This is a genomic window from Alkalihalobacillus sp. R86527 (assembly GCF_042466185.1).
Classification (GTDB): Bacteria; Bacillota; Bacilli; order Bacillales; family Guptibacillaceae; genus Guptibacillus.
Genome location: NZ_JAXHBW010000001.1, coordinates 712,754 through 731,433, shown reverse-complemented (window position 1 = coordinate 731,433; position 18,680 = coordinate 712,754). Strand labels below are relative to the sequence as shown.

General features: G+C 40.7%; 15 protein-coding genes. 1 reads left to right on the top strand and 14 read right to left on the bottom strand.

What is annotated here, in order from left to right; all coding sequences use genetic code 11:
- Window positions 1–6: 6 nt before the first annotated feature.
- From hprK to uvrB, 10 genes are all read right to left on the bottom strand, one after another.
- A complete protein-coding gene (gene hprK / locus SJY16_RS03660) occupies window positions 7–945 on the bottom strand; it encodes an HPr(Ser) kinase/phosphatase (RefSeq protein ID WP_377887724.1) in 939 nt (312 codons plus the stop codon).
- Window positions 946–1,086: 141 nt separating this feature from the next.
- Entirely contained in the window at window positions 1,087–2,793 is a 1,707-nt protein-coding gene (locus tag SJY16_RS03655; protein ID WP_377887723.1) for a glycerol-3-phosphate dehydrogenase/oxidase, read from the bottom strand.
- Between the two features lie 252 nt (window positions 2,794–3,045).
- A complete protein-coding gene (glpK, locus tag SJY16_RS03650) occupies window positions 3,046–4,548 on the bottom strand; it encodes a glycerol kinase GlpK (protein WP_377887722.1) in 1,503 nt (500 codons plus the stop codon).
- Between the two features lie 40 nt (window positions 4,549–4,588).
- Window positions 4,589–5,416, bottom strand: coding sequence for an MIP/aquaporin family protein (locus SJY16_RS03645; protein WP_377887721.1), 828 nt, complete (start codon window positions 5,414–5,416; stop codon window positions 4,589–4,591).
- 207 nt (window positions 5,417–5,623) lie between these two features.
- Window positions 5,624–6,193, bottom strand: a complete 570-nt coding sequence (locus SJY16_RS03640; protein ID WP_377887720.1) for a glycerol-3-phosphate responsive antiterminator — start codon at window positions 6,191–6,193, stop codon at window positions 5,624–5,626.
- Between the two features lie 77 nt (window positions 6,194–6,270).
- Window positions 6,271–6,627, bottom strand: coding sequence for a phage holin family protein (locus SJY16_RS03635; protein ID WP_377887719.1), 357 nt, complete (start codon window positions 6,625–6,627; stop codon window positions 6,271–6,273).
- A 30-nt stretch (window positions 6,628–6,657) separates the two neighbouring features.
- Window positions 6,658–7,710 carry a DUF4097 family beta strand repeat-containing protein gene (locus tag SJY16_RS03630; RefSeq protein WP_377887718.1) on the bottom strand — a complete coding sequence of 351 codons (1,053 nt, stop codon included), beginning with the start codon at window positions 7,708–7,710 and terminating at the stop codon, window positions 6,658–6,660.
- A gap of 50 nt (window positions 7,711–7,760) precedes the next feature.
- On the bottom strand, window positions 7,761–8,054 hold the full coding sequence (locus tag SJY16_RS03625) for a magnetosome magnetite crystal formation protein family (RefSeq protein ID WP_377887717.1): 294 nt from the start codon (window positions 8,052–8,054) through the stop codon (window positions 7,761–7,763).
- A gap of 111 nt (window positions 8,055–8,165) precedes the next feature.
- On the bottom strand, window positions 8,166–11,033 hold the full coding sequence (uvrA, locus tag SJY16_RS03620; protein ID WP_377887716.1) for an excinuclease ABC subunit UvrA: 2,868 nt from the start codon (window positions 11,031–11,033) through the stop codon (window positions 8,166–8,168).
- A gap of 7 nt (window positions 11,034–11,040) precedes the next feature.
- A complete protein-coding gene (gene uvrB, locus SJY16_RS03615) occupies window positions 11,041–13,020 on the bottom strand; it encodes an excinuclease ABC subunit UvrB (protein ID WP_377887715.1) in 1,980 nt (659 codons plus the stop codon).
- Between the two features lie 173 nt (window positions 13,021–13,193).
- Here uvrB and SJY16_RS03610 point away from each other — a divergent pair, with 173 nt between their 5' ends.
- Window positions 13,194–14,060, top strand: coding sequence for a sulfite exporter TauE/SafE family protein (locus tag SJY16_RS03610; protein WP_377887714.1), 867 nt, complete (start codon window positions 13,194–13,196; stop codon window positions 14,058–14,060).
- Window positions 14,061–14,063: 3 nt separating this feature from the next.
- On the opposite strand, the gene SJY16_RS03605 is transcribed toward SJY16_RS03610, so the two are convergent.
- The 4 genes from SJY16_RS03605 to SJY16_RS03590 all read right to left on the bottom strand — a co-directional run bounded on the left by SJY16_RS03605 (window position 14,064) and on the right by SJY16_RS03590 (window position 18,680).
- Entirely contained in the window at window positions 14,064–14,294 is a 231-nt protein-coding gene (locus SJY16_RS03605) for a DUF2198 family protein (RefSeq protein WP_377887713.1), read from the bottom strand.
- Between the two features lie 175 nt (window positions 14,295–14,469).
- Window positions 14,470–15,672, bottom strand: a complete 1,203-nt coding sequence (locus SJY16_RS03600; protein ID WP_377887712.1) for a PDZ domain-containing protein — start codon at window positions 15,670–15,672, stop codon at window positions 14,470–14,472.
- Window positions 15,673–15,770: 98 nt separating this feature from the next.
- The gene (locus SJY16_RS03595; RefSeq protein ID WP_377892042.1) at window positions 15,771–17,213 is read right to left on the bottom strand and encodes a S41 family peptidase; all 1,443 of its coding nucleotides are present in this window, start codon (window positions 17,211–17,213) and stop codon (window positions 15,771–15,773) included.
- 156 nt (window positions 17,214–17,369) lie between these two features.
- The gene (locus tag SJY16_RS03590; RefSeq protein WP_377887711.1) at window positions 17,370–18,680 is read right to left on the bottom strand and encodes a murein hydrolase activator EnvC family protein; all 1,311 of its coding nucleotides are present in this window, start codon (window positions 18,678–18,680) and stop codon (window positions 17,370–17,372) included.

The window sequence follows — 18,680 nt, the reverse complement described above, 5'->3', positions numbered from 1 at the left end:
TCCCTATTAAATGCTATCGTGCTCATCTCCATCTTCAATTTCCTTTGTTAAACGCTCAGAGAATTGTTTTGCAGCATGCATCCCCATGTTTTTCAGACGGAAGTTCATAGCAGCTACCTCTATGATAATGGCTAAGTTTCGTCCAGGACGCACTGGTACCACAAGGCGTGGGACGTTGGAGTCAATAATTTTCATGTATTCTTCTTCAAGACCAAGGCGGTCGTATACCTTATTAGAGTCCCAGAGCTCAAGGTTGATAACTAATGAGATCTTTTTGTAATTTCGGATCGCACCCGCTCCAAACAATGTCATTACATTAATGATACCTAACCCTCTTATTTCAAGAAGGTGTTGAATCAATTCAGGAGCACTACCAACTAGCGTATTTTCAGCCTCTTGTCGAATTTCTACTGAGTCATCGGCCACTAGCCTGTGTCCACGCTTAACGAGCTCAAGAGCGGTCTCACTTTTACCAACACCGCTTGAACCTGTGATAAGAACGCCTACACCATAAATATCAACAAGTACGCCATGAATAGCAGTATTAGGAGCAAGTTGGCTTTCAAGATAGTTCGTCAGCCTACTACTCAATCGAGTAGTCGTCATACTCGTACGTAGAATTGGAACGTCCTTTTCTTTGGAAGATCGAATCAGTTCTGCAGGGACAATCATATCTCTTGAAATAACAATCCCTGGTGTTTCATCTGTACACAGTTTATCCATACGTACCTGTTTTTGCTCTTCAGGCAATCCATTGAAGAAAGACAGTTCCGTCTTCCCTAATAACTGCAACCTTTCAGCAGGATAATATGTAAAAAAACCAGCCATTTCAAGACCTGGACGTGAAATATCACTCGTGATGATTGGACGATGGATGCCCTCACCACCACTTACAAGTTCAAGGCTGAATTTCTCCATGACATCTTTCATACGAACTTTTACCATTCAAAAACCTCCTAGATCGAACCTAATGATTACATTTTTCGCTATTTTCTATTGTACCATTTCACATTTGAAAGAACAGAATGATGCACAACAAAATTCTCCAAAAGAAAAACCGATGCTTTCGCATCGGCTTTGTTCTTATTATGCATCAAATGGTACAACTGCATCATGAAGTTGCTGTTCAAGATCTTGCACGTGAGCTTCCTTCATTTCATTCGACCAGTTTAGACGTTTTGCCATATATTCAATAACTGGCTCTTTCCATGTCTTTACCCAGTCGATATCGAAGTATAATGCACTAGTTCGACGATTAAAGTAATCGAGCGGCGTTGCAACCATCTCTTCTTCAATGCCGTAGATAAGTGTTGCAAATACCTCTAGGCTTAGTCCATGGAAATTGGCCTCTGTTCCGATCGTTTCAATGATTTGGTAAATCCGCTCGATATTAGAACCGTATCTCTGAACGAGTCTGTCAGCTTCCTCTACTGACAATCCAAGTGTTGTTCCGCGGCGAACTTGCTCTGTAGCATATTCTTTGAATCCTTTGCTTCCACCAACGTCCCCTCCTGAGAGAACCATATTCTTTGTGGTAGAGCTAGGAAACTTTTTATATTTCTCATCTTTAAATTCATCAGCTACAAAGTCAACAACCTTTTCAGCCATTTTACGATATCCGGTTAACTTACCTCCCGCAATTGTAATTAACCCGGAATTGGAATGGAAGATTTCATCTTTACGTGATATTTCCGACGGATCTTTTCCTTCTTCATGAATAAGTGGACGTACTCCAGACCAGCTGGATTCTACATCATCTTTGTCTAACTTAATTCCTGGGAACATATAATTAGCTGCATCGATGATATAGTCTCGATCTTCCACAGTCATTTGTGGATGAACAGGATTTTTCTTATATTCTGTATCAGTTGTACCGATATATGTTTTTCCTGCTCTTGGAATAGCGAACATCATACGACCATCTTCAAACGGTGTATCGAAATAGACAGCTTGCTGAAGTGGGAACTTACTTTCATCAAACACAAGGTGGACACCTTTAGTCATAAAGAGATGCTTCCCCTTCTTAGACTGGTCAAGTTCTCTAATTTCATCTACCCAAGGACCAGCTGCGTTTACAATTTTCTTCGCTCGGATTTCACGTGTCTCACCTGTAATAACATCCATTGCACGTACGCCAACGACCTTACCATCTTCATACAATAGTTGCTCAGCTTTCACATAGTTAACTGCTTTCCCTCCGCGATGAACAGCTTCTTTCATCACTTCAAGTGTCAGACGAGCATCATCTGTTCGGTATTCAACGTAATAGCCTCCGCCTTTTAAATCGTTCTTTCGAAGCAATGGCTCTTTTGACATCGTTTCGTTCTTAGAAAGCATACTTCTTCTCTCTTTTCTCTTAACACCAGCAAGGCGGTCATACAACGCGAGACCTGCACTAGTAGAGAACTTACCAAATGTTCCACCTTTGAAGATTGGAAGCAACATCCACTCTGGAATAGTAACGTGTGGAGCATTTTCATATACGATCGCTCGTTCTTTACCAACTTCAGCAACAAGACCCACTTCAAGGTTCTTTAAGTAACGAAGACCTCCGTGGACAAGTTTCGTTGAACGACTCGATGTACCAGCAGCATAATCTTGCATCTCAATAACGGCAGCGTTCATTCCTCTTGATGCAGCATCAAGTAAAATACCTGAACCTGTAATACCGCCACCGATAACTAGAAGATCTAGCTCTTCCGATACCATTTGATCTAAAATAACATTTCTTTGCAAACCTGAGAATGGTTTAACCAAAACGATCACTCCTTTTAATATATCTTGTTCATTCATTTTAAATAGGCTCTTATTACCATACCCTCCTCCTAAAAGAATAAAGCATGGTAAAACTTATAAACTGCATGTAGCCGAAAATATTTTAACGATTTAACCTTTTAACCCGCTAAAATAACAAAAAGACCACAACTCCTCAAGCCATAGTCCTACTCTGCTTGAGCGTTGTGGTCTTCTCCTTTTCTCCGACCGCTTTTATATTAACTTAGTTACAGTGTAGCATACTCGCGTAAGAGTTGCTAATCTGAAGTTTTATTTAAATGCCATCGTCGCGTTTACAGCTTTCTTCCAGCCATTATACAATTCTTCTTTTTGATCTTCTTCCATTTCAGGTTCGAAGGAACGATCAACCATCCACTGCTTTTCAATTTCTTCACGGCTTTCCCAATATCCAGTCGCGAGACCAGCTAAATAGGCTGCACCTAATGCTGTTGTTTCATTGACAGTTGGACGCTCTACCTGAACGCCAATCATATCGCTTTGGAATTGCATCAAGAAATCATTTTTCACAACCCCGCCATCGACACGGAGTGTTTTAAGGTCGATCCCTGAATCAGCTGTCATAGCATCAAGAACGTCTTTTGTTTGGTAAGCAAGTGACTCGAGAGTTGCACGGATAAAATGTTCTTTGCTTGTCCCACGTGTTAAACCGAATACCGCTCCTTTAACTTCACTATCCCAATAAGGTGTTCCGAGTCCTACAAAGGCTGGCACCATGTAAACCCCTTCGGAGGATTCGACACGTTTAGCATACTTCTCACTTTCAGGTGCTGAATTAAACATACGCAGGCCATCTCTGAGCCATTGAATAGCAGAACCAGCTACAAAGATACTTCCTTCAAGGGCATATTGAACTTTACCATCAATCCCCCATGCAATTGTGGTTAATAGGCCATTATCAGATTTCACAGCTTTTTCACCTGTGTTCATCAACATAAAGCAACCTGTGCCGTACGTATTCTTAGCCATTCCTTTCTCAAAACAAGCCTGACCAAACAATGCTGCCTGTTGATCTCCTGCAACCCCTGCAATCGGTACATTTTGACCAAAGAAATGATAATCTACCGTTTCTGCATATACCTCAGAAGAAGGACGCACTTCAGGTAGCATAGATTTTGGAACATTTAGCATCTCAAGAAGTTCATCGTCCCATTTCAAGTCATGGATGTTGTACATTAACGTTCTGGATGCGTTTGTATAGTCAGTTACATGAGCGCTTCCACCTGATAATTTCCAGATAAGCCATGTATCGATCGTTCCAAACAGCAGATCTCCATTTTCTGCTTTCTCGCGAGCACCATCGACATTATCAAGAATCCACTTCACTTTTGTGCCTGAGAAATATGCGTCGATCAAAAGCCCAGTTTTATCTCTGACCATCTCGCTGTGTCCCTGTTCTTTCAACTCATTAACAATGCCCGCAGTTTGGCGTGATTGCCAAACAACCGCGTGATAGATAGGCTTGCCAGTGTTCTTATCCCATACTACAGTCGTTTCACGCTGATTTGTTATCCCTATTGCCGCAATATCCTTAGCATCGATATCTGAAGTAGAAGAAAGTACCTGGGCCATTACGGACAGGATAGAGCTCCAAATTTCTTGAGCGTCATGCTCTACCCAACCAGACTCAGGAAAGTACTGCTTGAATTCCTTTTGAGCTACGTTAACGATTTCACCTTTCTTATTAAATAGGATAGCGCGTGAGCTAGTTGTTCCTTGATCCAGTGATAAAATATACTTTTCTTTTTCAGCCATCGTCTATTCCTCCCTTAACTATTATAGGCTTCTGTAAATGTTAATTCCTTACCTTGGCACCTGATTGTATACTATCTTCCACTTTTTCACCAGCATGATAAAGTCCAAATAAGAAGACTGTGACAAAGAGAGTCGAAAACCAGAATTCCATGCTGTAGTTTGATTCTGTTACAGCTTTATAAAAGATAGCTCCGTAGACACCTCCGAAAATTGGACCCAAAACTGGAATCCAAGAATATCTCCAATTGGAGTCCCCTTTTCCCGGAATAGGCAAAAAGAAATGAGCGATACGAGGACCTAAATCTCTAGCTGGATTAATTGCATAGCCAGTTGTTCCTCCAAGAGAAAGGCCAATGGCAACAATCAAAAACCCAACAATAAATGGATTTAAACCTTCCGTAAAATCGTTTGAACCAATTGCAAGTAGACCAATGAGCAGCATTGCGGTTCCAATAAATTCACTTAGGAAATTACTGAATGTATGCGGTATTGCTGGATCTGTTGAGAAGACCGCCAATTTAAGCGCTTTATCTTCTTCCTTACGAAAGTGCGGAAGAAAATGAAAATAAACGATACACGCTCCAAGAAACGCTCCAATCATTTGTGCAGTTATGTAGCCAGGTACCTGACTCCATGGAAAATCTCCAACCGCTGCTAACCCTAACGTTACTGCAGGGTTAATATGTGCTCCACTAACCTGTCCAGCTGCATAAACAGCCATCGTTACACCTAGTCCCCACCCAAGAGCGACTACAATCCAACCGCCACCTTGAGCCTTAGAATCTTTGAGGTTAACGTTAGCTACAACGCCCCCACCAAAGATTATCAAAATCATAGTACCTAATATTTCCCCAACAAATGGAGTCATCTTTGACACCTACCATTTCCATCAAATTATGGTATGTTGAAATTTGTTACTACTATCAACTATACCCTGTTTGCGCCATTTCAAAAGTAACAAAAAAAACCACAACAAATTTTCCTATACAATGATAGGAATTTTCGCGTGGTTCTCCTCGTCTCCGGCACGTTATATTAACTTACTGTTCATTAAAACAAACTTATGTAAGCGATGTCAAATCCTTTTTTTGGATTCATAATGCTTCCATAGCTCACTTTTAGATGTTGTTACTGCAGTAGCTCCACCTTTCAAAGCCAATTCCACATCATCAATGGAACGGATAAATCCCCCCGCTAGAATTGGCACATCTATTTCTTCATGCAACTCTTCAAATACCTGGGGGATAATCCCAGGTAGAATTTCAACACAATCCGGCTGTGTATGCTTAATAATACTTAAGTTTTTTTCAAGAGCCATGGAATCAAGCATAAAAAGCCTCTGGACAGCTATAATCCCGCGCCTTTTGGCTACCGATAAAACGTTAGATCTTGTTGAGATCAACCCAGCTGGCTTCACCTCTTGACACAGAAACTCAGCACCGTGTTCATCATTTTTCAAACCTTGGACAAGATCCGCGTGTAAGAGAATTTCCTTACCGGCTCGCTTGCCTTCCTTCACAATGGCTTTGAGTTGACCAATATGAGAATCCAGAAGGACGATATATGTATAAGAACTATTCAATAATGTTTCAAAGTCCCGCATTTTCCTCACTGCTGGCAAAATCATCTGGTTTTGGAATAGCATAAGGAAGCCTCCTTTTCATACTATCTTACCAGATATATTGTTCTAAACGAAGAACACACGCCAAGGCGTGTGTTTCATTACTTTTTTATTGGATCGAGCACAAGCTTATCGATCACTAAATTTAATAAGCCAATGATCACTGAAGCAAGGATGGCCATGCTAAAGCCATCGATGACGAAAGAGCTACCCATAAACGCAGCTGTAATCAACAGCGTGACGGCGTTAATGACGATTAAAAACAATCCAAGCGTTATAATCGTAACCGGTAGTGTTAGTACGATTAATATAGGCTTGATAACCACGTTTATAAATGACAGTAAAACACTCGCTATCATTGCTGCTCCGAATCCCTCTAAATAGAAATCTTCAAAATACCCAGCCACCATCATCAAAACGATACTGTTCACGATTAAACTGATCAACCATTGACGCAAGGGCTATCGCCTCCATCACAAGTGTAAACGTTATTCGGTAGGAGAATATGCTACTGTAACCGATCCGGCGGTTGATGTAGCATCAATTCTATAATTGAATTCTGAATCTACTTCCGTTTTGAACTTCTTCATTCTGTGTGAGATTTCTTGCTTTTCTCTCACTACGCTCATGTTATCCAAATCAGCTGTAATCGTTCCGATCGTAGATTTCAAGTCGCCAGTTAGGTTCATTCCTCTTGGAACATTTACTTGAATCGTACCATTTACGGTTTTCAACTGAATACTTCCACTTACTGTTTCTTTTAGAGTATAACGAATCGCCCCATTAAGGGATTGCGCTTCAACCTCTTTATACGTACCATCAAGTGTAATTGGACCATTTGCTGTTTCAAGTTCGCAAACATCACCGCTTGTATTTTCTACGGAAATTGCCCCGTTCCCTGCTTCAGCCTCTAAATCTCTCACCTCAGATGACTTGATTCCCACCTTACCATTAGCCGTCTTCAGTTTCGCTTTCGCAGAATGAATCGTTTCTCCAGTAACATCACCATTAAAGGTAGTAATCCATACTCTTTCATACTCTTTAGCTGGTACATAAACTACGATGTTTAACTTCACATCTGCTCTTTCAGACTTAAATGTCATCTTTCCTTCATCAATTGAGAAATACGTATCTCTTAGTAACTTCTCTTTTGCATCATCCGAATTGGATACACGGTAAACATTCGCTTTACAATCGATTTTCACATCATTCTGCTCCCACGTTTGGAAAGCAACTTCTCCATTTCTTACGTGTATATCAATCGTGTCTAAAGAAACTTCTTGTTGTTCAAACACGTGTTCAGCTTCTTCTGAGGAACCAAAATTAAAGTCAAGATCCATGTCCTTTACTTTCTGTATCAACGATTCTACAAACTGACCGACTCTGTACCCCGGTTGTGATCGTTCTGGTTGCGGCTCAGTAGTTTTTTCTTCTTTTTGCGTATTCTCATTACCAAGCGCGCTTAATAATTTCGCACCTTCATCTGCAGTGATTTTTCCTTCTTCGATCATGGTCAAAATCATTTTGCGTTCTTCGTTCATTCAAAACATCTCCTTATCATTTATTGAAGTGGTCAAACACTTATACCTAATTACCAGCGGAGAACTTGAATCCCTTTCACGATATTCCAGATAAACACAATGACATTAAGCAACCCAAAAACGATGAAGCTAAGGAAAACAACGATTCCAATATCCAATCCAAAGATTGCTATAAAAGCGATAATCACACTAGCGAACGGTAATAAGTGAGAAAACACTGCCCGCTTCGCATGATACGTAACTTCCTCATCCCTCATTACGAAAAAGACGATGATTGGAAATAGGAACGGGGCGAAAAACACACTAAAATAACAGAGTGACGACATTACTTTTTCCACAGACATACATGTTTCTCCTTTCAAAACCTTCTACCTATTTATACGAATAAACAGGTAGAAGGTTTCATAAAGTTAAATTCATTGAAAAAGACAGCCTAGTCGGCTGCCTTTTTTCCTCTATACAGATTGCGTTTGCTCTAGCTTTTTCTTCATCCGCTCTTTGTCACGCTTAAGAATTGGCGCAAGATAGCGTCCTGTATAAGAACGTTCTTCTTTCACGATTTTTTCAGGAGTTCCCGTTGAGATGATTTCGCCACCACCATCTCCACCTTCTGGTCCAAGATCGACCAGATAGTCTGCAGTCTTGATCACGTCCAAGTTATGCTCGATGATTAAAACAGAATCACCGTTCTCTACAAGTCTTTGCAATACTTGAAGTAGGCGCGCGATATCATCCACATGAAGGCCTGTTGTAGGCTCATCAAGAATATAGAGTGTTTTCCCAGTTGATCGTTTATATAACTGTGACGCCAGCTTCACACGCTGTGCTTCTCCTCCAGACACTGTTGTAGCCGGCTGTCCCAACTTAATATAACTCAGACCAACATCATAAAGCGTTTGTAACTTTCGGTTGATTTTAGGAATGTTCTTAAAGAAATCAAGCCCTTCTTCCACAGTCATCCCTAAGATATCAGCGATATTCTTCCCTTTGTACTCTATTTCAAGTGTTTCTCGATTGTATCGTTTACCCTCGCATACTTCACAAGGAACATACACGTCAGGAAGGAAGTGCATCTCGATTTTTATGATTCCATCTCCACGGCAAGCCTCACAACGGCCGCCCTTCACATTAAAGCTAAAGCGCCCTTTCTTATATCCGCGGACTTTTGCTTCATTTGTTTGTGCGAAAACATCACGGATATCATCAAATACACCCGTATATGTTGCTGGGTTTGACCTTGGCGTTCGACCGATTGGAGATTGATCGATATCGATTACTTTATCGACATACTCTAATCCCTTGATTTTCCTATGTTCGCCCGGTTTGTCTTTTGCTTTATGAAGCTTCTGAGCAAGGGACTTATAGAGAATATCATTGATGAGTGTACTTTTTCCTGATCCTGATACACCCGTTACGCATGTAAATAAACCGATCGGGATTTTCGCATTCGTGTTTTTCAAGTTATTTTCTTTCGCTCCAACGATTTCAATATATCGACCATCAGTCTTTCTTCGTTCAGAAGGAACTGGAATAAACTTTTTACCCGAGAGATATTCTCCTGTGAGCGATTCTTCATCATCCATGATCTCAGCTGGAGTCCCTTGGGAGGTGATATATCCACCGTGCGCTCCTGCGCCAGGACCAATGTCGATAATATGATCAGCCGCGAGCATCGTGTCTTCATCATGCTCTACAACGATTAACGTGTTTCCTAAGTCTCTCATGTTTTGTAAGGTAGCTATCAGGCGATCATTATCCCTTTGATGCAAACCGATCGAAGGCTCATCAAGGATATAGAGAACCCCCATCAACCTTGAACCTACCTGAGTTGCGAGCCTTATCCTTTGAGCTTCTCCGCCAGATAAAGTACCTGCAGAGCGGTTAAGAGTTAAATAATCCAAGCCGACATTTACGAGAAATCCGAGGCGATCCTGTATCTCTCGCAAAATCATTTTACCGATGGTAGCTTCCTTCTCTGTAAGATCAAGCTCATCAAAGAAGCCAGAAGCATCTTTAATAGCAAACTCTGTTGCTTGTCCGATGTGTTTTCCATTGATTAAAACGGAACGAGCTTCTTTTTTTAATCGATATCCTTTACAAGTGGGACATGGCTTTTGGGTCATATATGCTTCCATTTGCTCGCGAATATAATCAGAGCTCGTTTCACGATAGCGTCGTTCAACGTTAGGAACTACGCCTTCGAAATGAATATTGTTTTCTCTTACTTGTCCAAAATCATTCTCATATCTGAAATAAACTTTTTCATCTCCACTGCCGTATAGAACTTTATCAAGTAAATGCCTTGGAAGCTTTTCAACCGGAGTATCCATATCGATACCATAATGGTTACAGACGCTCTTAAGAAGTTGCGGATAGTAACCTGAACTAACCGGCTCCCAAGGAGCAAGTGCATGTTCATTTAGTGTTAAGCTCCAGTCTGGAATAACGAGATCGAGGTCAACTTCAAGCTTTAAACCAATCCCGTCACAAGATGGACAAGCACCGAATGGACTATTAAATGAGAACATTCTCGGCTCTAGTTCCCCGATTGAAAATCCACAGTATGGACAAGAATGGTGTTGATTGAAGAGAAGTTCTCCTTCTCCTATCACATCTACAATGACTTGTCCTCCTCCAAGTTGCAATGCCGTTTCAAGTGAATCTGCCAGTCTTGATTGCACACCATCCTTCACCACGATACGGTCAATTACGACTTCGATAGAATGTTTCTTATTTTTCTCTAAAGAAATATCATCTGCCACTTCCATCATTTCGCCGTCTACACGTACTCTCACGTATCCCTGCTTCTTAATATCCTCTAGGATTTTCACATGTTCTCCCTTTCGACCAGAAACAACAGGAGCAAGGATTTGCAGCTTCGTGCGTTCTTCATATTCTAAAATCCTATCGACCATTTGTTCAATTGTCTGAGAAGTAATCTCCACTCCGTGACGAGGGCACACTGGACGTCCGATCCTAGCAAACAATAGGCGCAAATAATCGTAGATTTCTGTTACTGTCCCTACAGTTGAACGAGGGTTTCGACTAGTGGTTTTCTGATCGATCGAAATTGCAGGTGATAACCCTTCAATTGCATCGACATCAGGTTTATCCATCTGCCCAAGAAATTGTCTTGCATACGCAGAGAGTGATTCAACGTATCGCCTTTGCCCTTCTGCATAAATCGTATCAAAAGCTAATGATGACTTTCCCGAACCTGATAAGCCAGTTAAAACAACTAGCTTATCTCTAGGGATCGACACATCAACATTTTTTAAATTATGGGCTCTTGCCCCTTTGACGACGATTTCTTCATTTGCCATTTATTCGTCATCCTTCCGCTTTAAGCTCTAATAGTAAATCACGAAGCTCAGCAGCACGTTCAAAGTTAAGATCACGTGCAGCTTCCTTCATTTCTTTCTCAACATTTTCAATCATCTTCGTACGTTCCTTCTTGTTCATCTTACCTGGTTTTGGAGCGGCGGTGTATTCTTCGCCTTCCTCAGCTGCAACAGTTGCTTGAATCAAGTCACGTACTTCTTTCTTAATCGTTGTAGGAGTGATGCCATATTTCTCGTTATATTCTTGCTGTGTTTCACGACGTCTCTTAGTTTCATTCATAGCAATATCCATTGATTTCGTTATTTTATCTGCATACATGATGACATGACCACTCGAATTACGTGCAGCACGTCCAATCGTCTGAATCAGTGATCGTTCAGACCTCAAGAACCCTTCCTTATCTGCATCGAGAATCGATACGAGAGATACTTCTGGGATATCTAGCCCTTCTCTCAACAAATTAATCCCGATTAAGACATCGAAGACACCGAGACGTAAATCACGGATAATTTCAATTCGCTCTAGCGTTTTAATTTCTGAGTGAAGATAACGAACCTTAACACCCATTTCCACTAAATAATCGGTTAGGTCCTCAGACATCTTCTTCGTAAGAGTAGTAACTAGCACCCTTTCATTCTTTGCAGCTCGCTTATTAATTTCATCAAGTAGATCATCGATTTGACCTTCAATTGGTCTTATTTCAATCGTAGGGTCGAGCAATCCAGTAGGACGAATAATTTGTTCTACTACCTTTGTGGAATGCTCTTCTTCATATGGTCCAGGTGTAGCAGACACATAGACGAACTGATGCGCTTTCTCTTCGAACTCTTCAAACCTTAACGGTCGATTGTCTTTCGCTGAAGGAAGTCGAAATCCATGATCGACAAGAACTCCTTTTCTCGCTTGATCCCCGTTATACATACCCCTTACCTGTGGCAGGGTAACGTGAGACTCATCGACCATGATTAGGAAATCTTCTGGGAAGTAATCCATCAACGTATAAGGAGTAGCACCAGCTTCACGTAGAGTTAGATGTCTTGAATAATTTTCAATTCCAGAGCAGAAGCCCATCTCTGCCATCATCTCGATGTCATACTTTGTTCTTTGCTCCAGTCGTTGTGCTTCGAGAAGTTTCCCATCGTCATTCATCTTTTTCAATTGCTCTTCTAATTCAGCTTCAATTCGTTTAATCGCTATCTTCATTTTTTCTTCACGCGTTACGAAGTGGGAAGCAGGAAAGATAGCAATATGGTCACGTTGACCGAGTATTTCGCCAGTTAAGGCATTCACTTCTGTAATACGATCGATTTCATCACCAAAGAATTCAACTCGAATACAGTTTTCGTCCCTTGATGCCGGAAAGATCTCAACAACATCTCCACGCACTCGGAAGGTACCACGTGTAAAGTTAATATCGTTACGAGCATATTGAATATCAACAAGATCACGTAGAAGACCATCCCTGTCTTTTTCCATTCCAGACCTTAGGGAAACGACGAGGCTTCTGTATTCCTCTGGATTACCTAGACCATATATACACGAAACACTGGCAACAATGATGACATCGTTTCGTTCGAATAAACTCGATGTTGCGGAATGTCGCAACTTATCAATTTCATCATTGATACTAGCGTCTTTTTCAATAAAGGTATCCGATTGAGGAATATAAGCTTCAGGCTGATAGTAATCATAGTAGCTCACAAAGTACTCAACAGCATTATTAGGAAAGTACTCTTTAAATTCACTGTATAACTGCCCTGCCAGCGTTTTGTTATGAGCAATAATAAGCGTCGGCTTATTTACCTCTTTGATCACATTGGACATTGTGAATGTTTTTCCTGTACCTGTTGCTCCAAGCAAGGTTTGATACCGATCATTATTATTGACACCTTCAACAAGCTTTTTAATAGCTTCAGGCTGATCACCTCGAGGCTCATATTTAGAGACCAATTCAAACTGTCTTTCCACCTTAGTCGCCTCCGTTCCTATTCTTCATAAAATTTATTATATCATAAAAGATGGCTATTTCTTCAAATAAAACGAACTGGTATTCCCCTTTTTTAGGGCGATGCTTCCGATAAAACCAAAACTAAGGTATGCTGAATGAGCAAATACCCTTATCAGGAAAAGGAGTAATGACCTTGTTTGTTCTCTTAGCATTACCTCTTGGACTAGCAATCGGTGCAATATCAGGTTTCTTCGGAGTTGGCGGGGGATTCTTATTAACACCTATACTTCTCCTACTAGGTTATGAACCGTCAATGGCTATCACGATCAGCTTACTATATAGCATGAGTACTTCTATTTCAGGTGCTGTTAAACACTATCAACAAAAGCATATCCTTTGGAAACCAGTCATCGTCTTATCGATAAGTGGGATGCTAAGCACCCAGGTAGCAAAACCGCTCGTCTTCTATTTAGAATCGATTGGATATGATGACATTGTTATCTCACTCTTATATGTAGGGTTACTCAGTTATTTCGCACTTTCAATGCTAACGGAAAAGAAAAATAACCATAAATCGTCTCAGATGTATTCCATTTCCCTTGTTCGAACAATTTTAATCGGACTAACTGGCGGATTTATTTCATCTGTTCTTGGCGTAGGGGGTGGGTTTGTCATGGTGCCTCTTCTAATTCGTGTGCTTCAACTTCCACCACGCTTAGCAGTAGGGACTTCTCTTGCAAGCATCTTCATTATTGTATCTACAGGGTTCCTTTCATACATAGGAAGTGTAAGTATTCCGTTCACACTAGCGTGTGTATTAGTAATAGGTGCAATAATAGGCTCACGCATAGGAGCAGGAATCACTGAATTTGTTTCAAATCATGTTATACAAAAACTACTAGGGACGCTATATCTATTCACCTTAGTAAGTGTCATTTTGGAACTCTTCCATTTACCGATAGCAGGATTAAGTATCCTTGCAGTCTATATCACCCCACTCATCATTTTCTTTAGCTATCAGTATAGAACAAAAAAGAAGCGTCTATTCTCTTCGGAATAGACGCTATTTTATCTTTTTCTTATTTTGTTTTTGAATCTTGGAAGAAAAATAAAATCCAATTAAAGCGGAAAGTATCGTGATAAGTATTAAATGAATCGGGTGTTCTAATCCTCCAAAAATTGCCCACATGAAAAGCAGTGCTAAACCGAGACTAACATATTTATTATATGTAACGCGTGTAAACACGACGGCAACAATCGCTGGAATGAGTATAGCTGCTAATATCTCCTGCATGCGTTGGTTCCCCTCTCTAAAACGTAACTCTCCCCCCATCTTACAACAAATGCATGAGAGAATGCTATGAAGTGCTCGAATTCTTATAAAAGTTGCTCCTACAATTATAAGGTAATCAACCAAAAAGGCTGTTGAGAGATCTCTCAACAACCTTATGCTTCATTTCTTTAATAACTTAACTTTCTTTCGCATAATCGATTGAATCATCGAGGCGCTGTTCTTTCACAAATAATAATCCCAATTCGTGGTGTTGGTCATTATAGAGCGCCCTTTGTTCAAATCTGATTTCGCCATTGAAATCGAGAACCTGAAGTTTACAGAATGCCGCATTCTGCTGAAGGGCAGTATAAAAATCTGTTCCATTCCCTAAGGACAATCCGTTCACTTTAGAAATCACTTCCCCAACCTGTAAATTCATTTGATCTGCAGGTGATTCCGGCAGAATACCAAGGATAACGAGCCCCTCGTTACGTTCATTAAAATAAGCAGGTTTATTCATACCTCTATGAAGAAGTAATATAGCTGATCTTGCGATAACGATTAAAGGAAACACAGAAAGAGCGAGCCATTCGGCATTAATAAAGTAGCTCACAGTAGCAAGCAACGTAGCGAAAACGCCAACAGTACCCACATGAACGCCATTTCTTTTTATCTCAGGTACTGGCAAGGTATGATGGATTAATTTTCGAAATCCGATTGGCAGTGGAAGAATTAAAAACGAATACGTTTGTTCTCCAAATTCTAATAATGGCCACCACGCATTCGCTTCGATCGTACCTGAGGGTATAAAGAGAAAGAGCGGCAATAGCCAAAGCCTTTGGACTTCATGAGCTCCAACAAGTTTACCACGCTTACTCCGTACTAACCGCGGAGACGTTTGTTTTCTAGCATTCTGATTTATAAGAACACCTTCGACAATAAGCAAAAGTCCAGCCATGAGAGCTAAAGCAATAAGGGATACAGAACCAAATCCACTTTGCCACGAATTCAACCATTCACTTCCTAGATCGATAGGTTCATAAAAGAGAGCGGCTAAAACAGGAAGAATAAATACAAATGCCGGAGATAAGAAACGCATTTGTCCCGTTACAAGTATAATAATCGCACTGATGCTAATAGCTACAACGATCCCCATCGGAACCACTATTCCTAATAATAAATTTAAAATTAGGATAGAAAAACCCGCGACAATACCTGGGACAATCGCAAACTTCACATCGTCAAGAACGTCATGAACCCGAGTATGGAAGTCACGTCGATCCCGTTTGACACGTGATAACCCAATAATAAAAGCTGCCACCAAGCTAATATAAGTAAGTGGGTTTATTAAAAAAGAACCTATACCTTTTAATATGGAAAGACCTATCGTTTCCGTCATGATTTACTCCTCCATCTTTCTATTCCCGTCAAAAGAAAATTCCGCAGGATATCCTGCGGAATAGCTTCGACAAAACTAGCTCGATTCCTCTTCTTAATTTACTTAGCTAGTAGTTCCACAGCCGTTTCTAACTGAATATCGTTTTCGGGGTTTCGAATTGATTCCACGATTTTTTCTTGTAGTTTTTGAGCTGTTTTTTCATTAATTTTACCCGAAACTGATAAGTCATTTGTACGTTGAAATGCTTTAACGGCTGTTGCCGTTTTGTCACTAAAGTAACCATCTGTTCGACCTGGCTCAAACCCTAAGCCTTTCAGCATAACTTGAGCAGACTCAACCTGTTTACTATTCTGGTCATACTGTAGCGTTTTTTCGGTATTTAGTGGATTTACATAGAAATAGGAAGGTTGCTCCGCCTTAACAGTAGGCTTAATTCCTTCTTTATGGATCCAGTTTCCGTCAGGAGTTAACCACTTATACATCGTTAGCTTAATGTTACTGCCATCGCCTAGGTCAACAGTCGTTTGAACGGTTCCTTTACCAAACGATTTTTCACCAACTAGTTCATATCCTCCAGCTTCTTTCAAGGCTCCTGCCAGTATTTCAGCAGCAGATGCACTACCTCTATCGATTAGACCGACAATCGGATAATCTTTCTTTTCTTTAAGAGAAGAAACTGAACGTTGTTTCTCGCCCTTTCGATCCTCAATCTGTACAAAAGGCTTTTCACCTGGTATTACTTCCTGAGCAATATCAGATACGCTATTTAACAAACCACCAGGGTTGTTTCTTACATCAAGAACCAGGCCATCGATCCCCTGATCTTCTAACTTCTTCAATTCTTTCGAGAAACTTTCGGCAGTATCCTCAGAGAATGATGTAATTTGCAATACACCAATTGTTTTACCGTTCTTTTTGATCGTATCAGAATAAACGGTTTCAATAGGGATTTCATCACGAGTCACGTCGACTTCTAATGTTTCAGAGACACCAGGGCGTTGTATCCCCAATTTCACCACGGTACCTTTTTCCCCTCGAATCTTTAGTACAGCGTCGTAAAGATCAAGACCTTCTGTACTTTTCCCATCTATGGTCATAATTTTATCATTGGGACGTAGGCCAGCGTTCTCTGCGGGAGAATCTTTGTATGGGGAGACAATCGTTACTCTGCCATCCTGCATATTTACCTCTGCGCCTATTCCTTCAAACGATGAACCTAAAGATTGACTGAACTGTTCAGCCGTTTCAGGATCCATATAAACGGAATACGGGTCTTCAAGCGTATCTAACATTCCTTTTATCGCACCATCAAGTAAGTTCTTCTGATCAACATTACTAACATAGCGATCTGTTATGAGTTCATAAGCTTTATTAATCTTCGTGAGTTCCTCAGAATCAATGTCGCTCTCAGAATTGTTTAAAACCGAACGCTCACTCCCACCATTCGAATCATCCTGAAAGAGCGCCATCGCGGCATATGTACCTCCTGAGCCTACAAGCAGGGCAATAACGACGAGTAGTCCGACAACCTTCCCTTTTATATTCAATCCACTCACCTCTTTTTGTTTGAAAGAAAAGGCATCACACCTTAGCGATGCGATGCCTTTTCATCTTATTGTACTATATGACCGGCTTGTTTTCATTATGTTTCCAACTATATAAGTAGCAGTCATGAAACATATAAAGCCAGAATCTTTTTAAGGGAGGTAGTTTAAAGGATTAACTGCATTCGACTTACTTCCGTTCCAAGACCCCTTGTGAACTTCAAAGTGTAGATGCTGCCCTTTTGAAGCTCCTGTGTTACCCATAGTACCCAGGTATGTACCTGCGCTTACTGACTGACCAGTAGAAACACCACGATCTCTCATGTGTGCATAAACTGTTGTGAACATTTGTCCATTAATGCTATGAGTAAGGAAAACTACGTTGCCGTAGCTGTTTGAATAATACGAACGTAATACTGTACCTGAAGCTGCTGCGTATACTGGGTTTTTGCCACCCTGTGCGATATCAATTCCTGCGTGGAATGAACCCCAACGGTTACCAATTCCAGATGTTACTCGACCAGCCGTTGGCCATCTCATGCTTGAGCTACTTGTTGATACAGCCGGAGCAGGTTCGCTTGATGCAGTAGATTCGTTTGAACTGCTAGAGCTATTGTTGCTAGCTGCTTTTTTAGCTGCCGCTTTTTTCTTAGCAGCTGCTTCACGTGCTGCAGCTGCTTTTCTTGCTGCTTCTTCAGCACGCTTAATTTCTTGTTGAACTGCGCTTTCTTGTGCTTTTAGTAGTTCCGCAGTTTCATTTAAGTCCATCATATGATTATGAATTTCGCCTTCTTCTTGTTCAAGAGAAGCCATCAATTTATCTTTTTCAGCTTTTTGGGCGCTAAGTTCATTCTTAAGTGATTCAAGTTCTGCTTTCTTTTCTTCAAGTGAAGCAAGTTTCTTTTCAACTTCAGCTTTCTTCTCTTCAACTGCTAGTTTGTCTGCTTTGTGCTCTTCAAGAATCTTCTTATCTTGTTCTGCAATTGTGTTTAGTGCTAGGACACGTTCTACAAAGTCACCAAAGCTAGAAGCGCCAAGAAGAACTTCCATATAATCAACAGAACCGCCATTGTTTTGCTGCATAGAGCGAACACGTTCTTTTAATAGCTTATCGCGTTCAGCAATACGGTCTTGTAAAACTTTGATTTCTTCTTTAAGCTGATCAACTTCTGCAGTTGTATCTTTGATTTCTTTCTCTTTTGTTGCAATCTTGTTGTCAGTTTCAGCTACCGCTTTATCGATGCGGCCGATTTCAGCTTGAACTTCTTCTTGTTCTTTCTTTACTTCAGCAAGCTTGGATTCCTTTTCTTTAAGCTCCTGTGAATTCTTTGATTGCTTATCTTTTACATCATCTAGTTTCTCATCAAGTGAATTTGCTTGTATTGGTGCTGGTGAGACTGTCGTCGATAGTGTGCTCAACCCTAAAGTTAACGTTAATGCAGTGGCCATTACTTTAAACTTCAA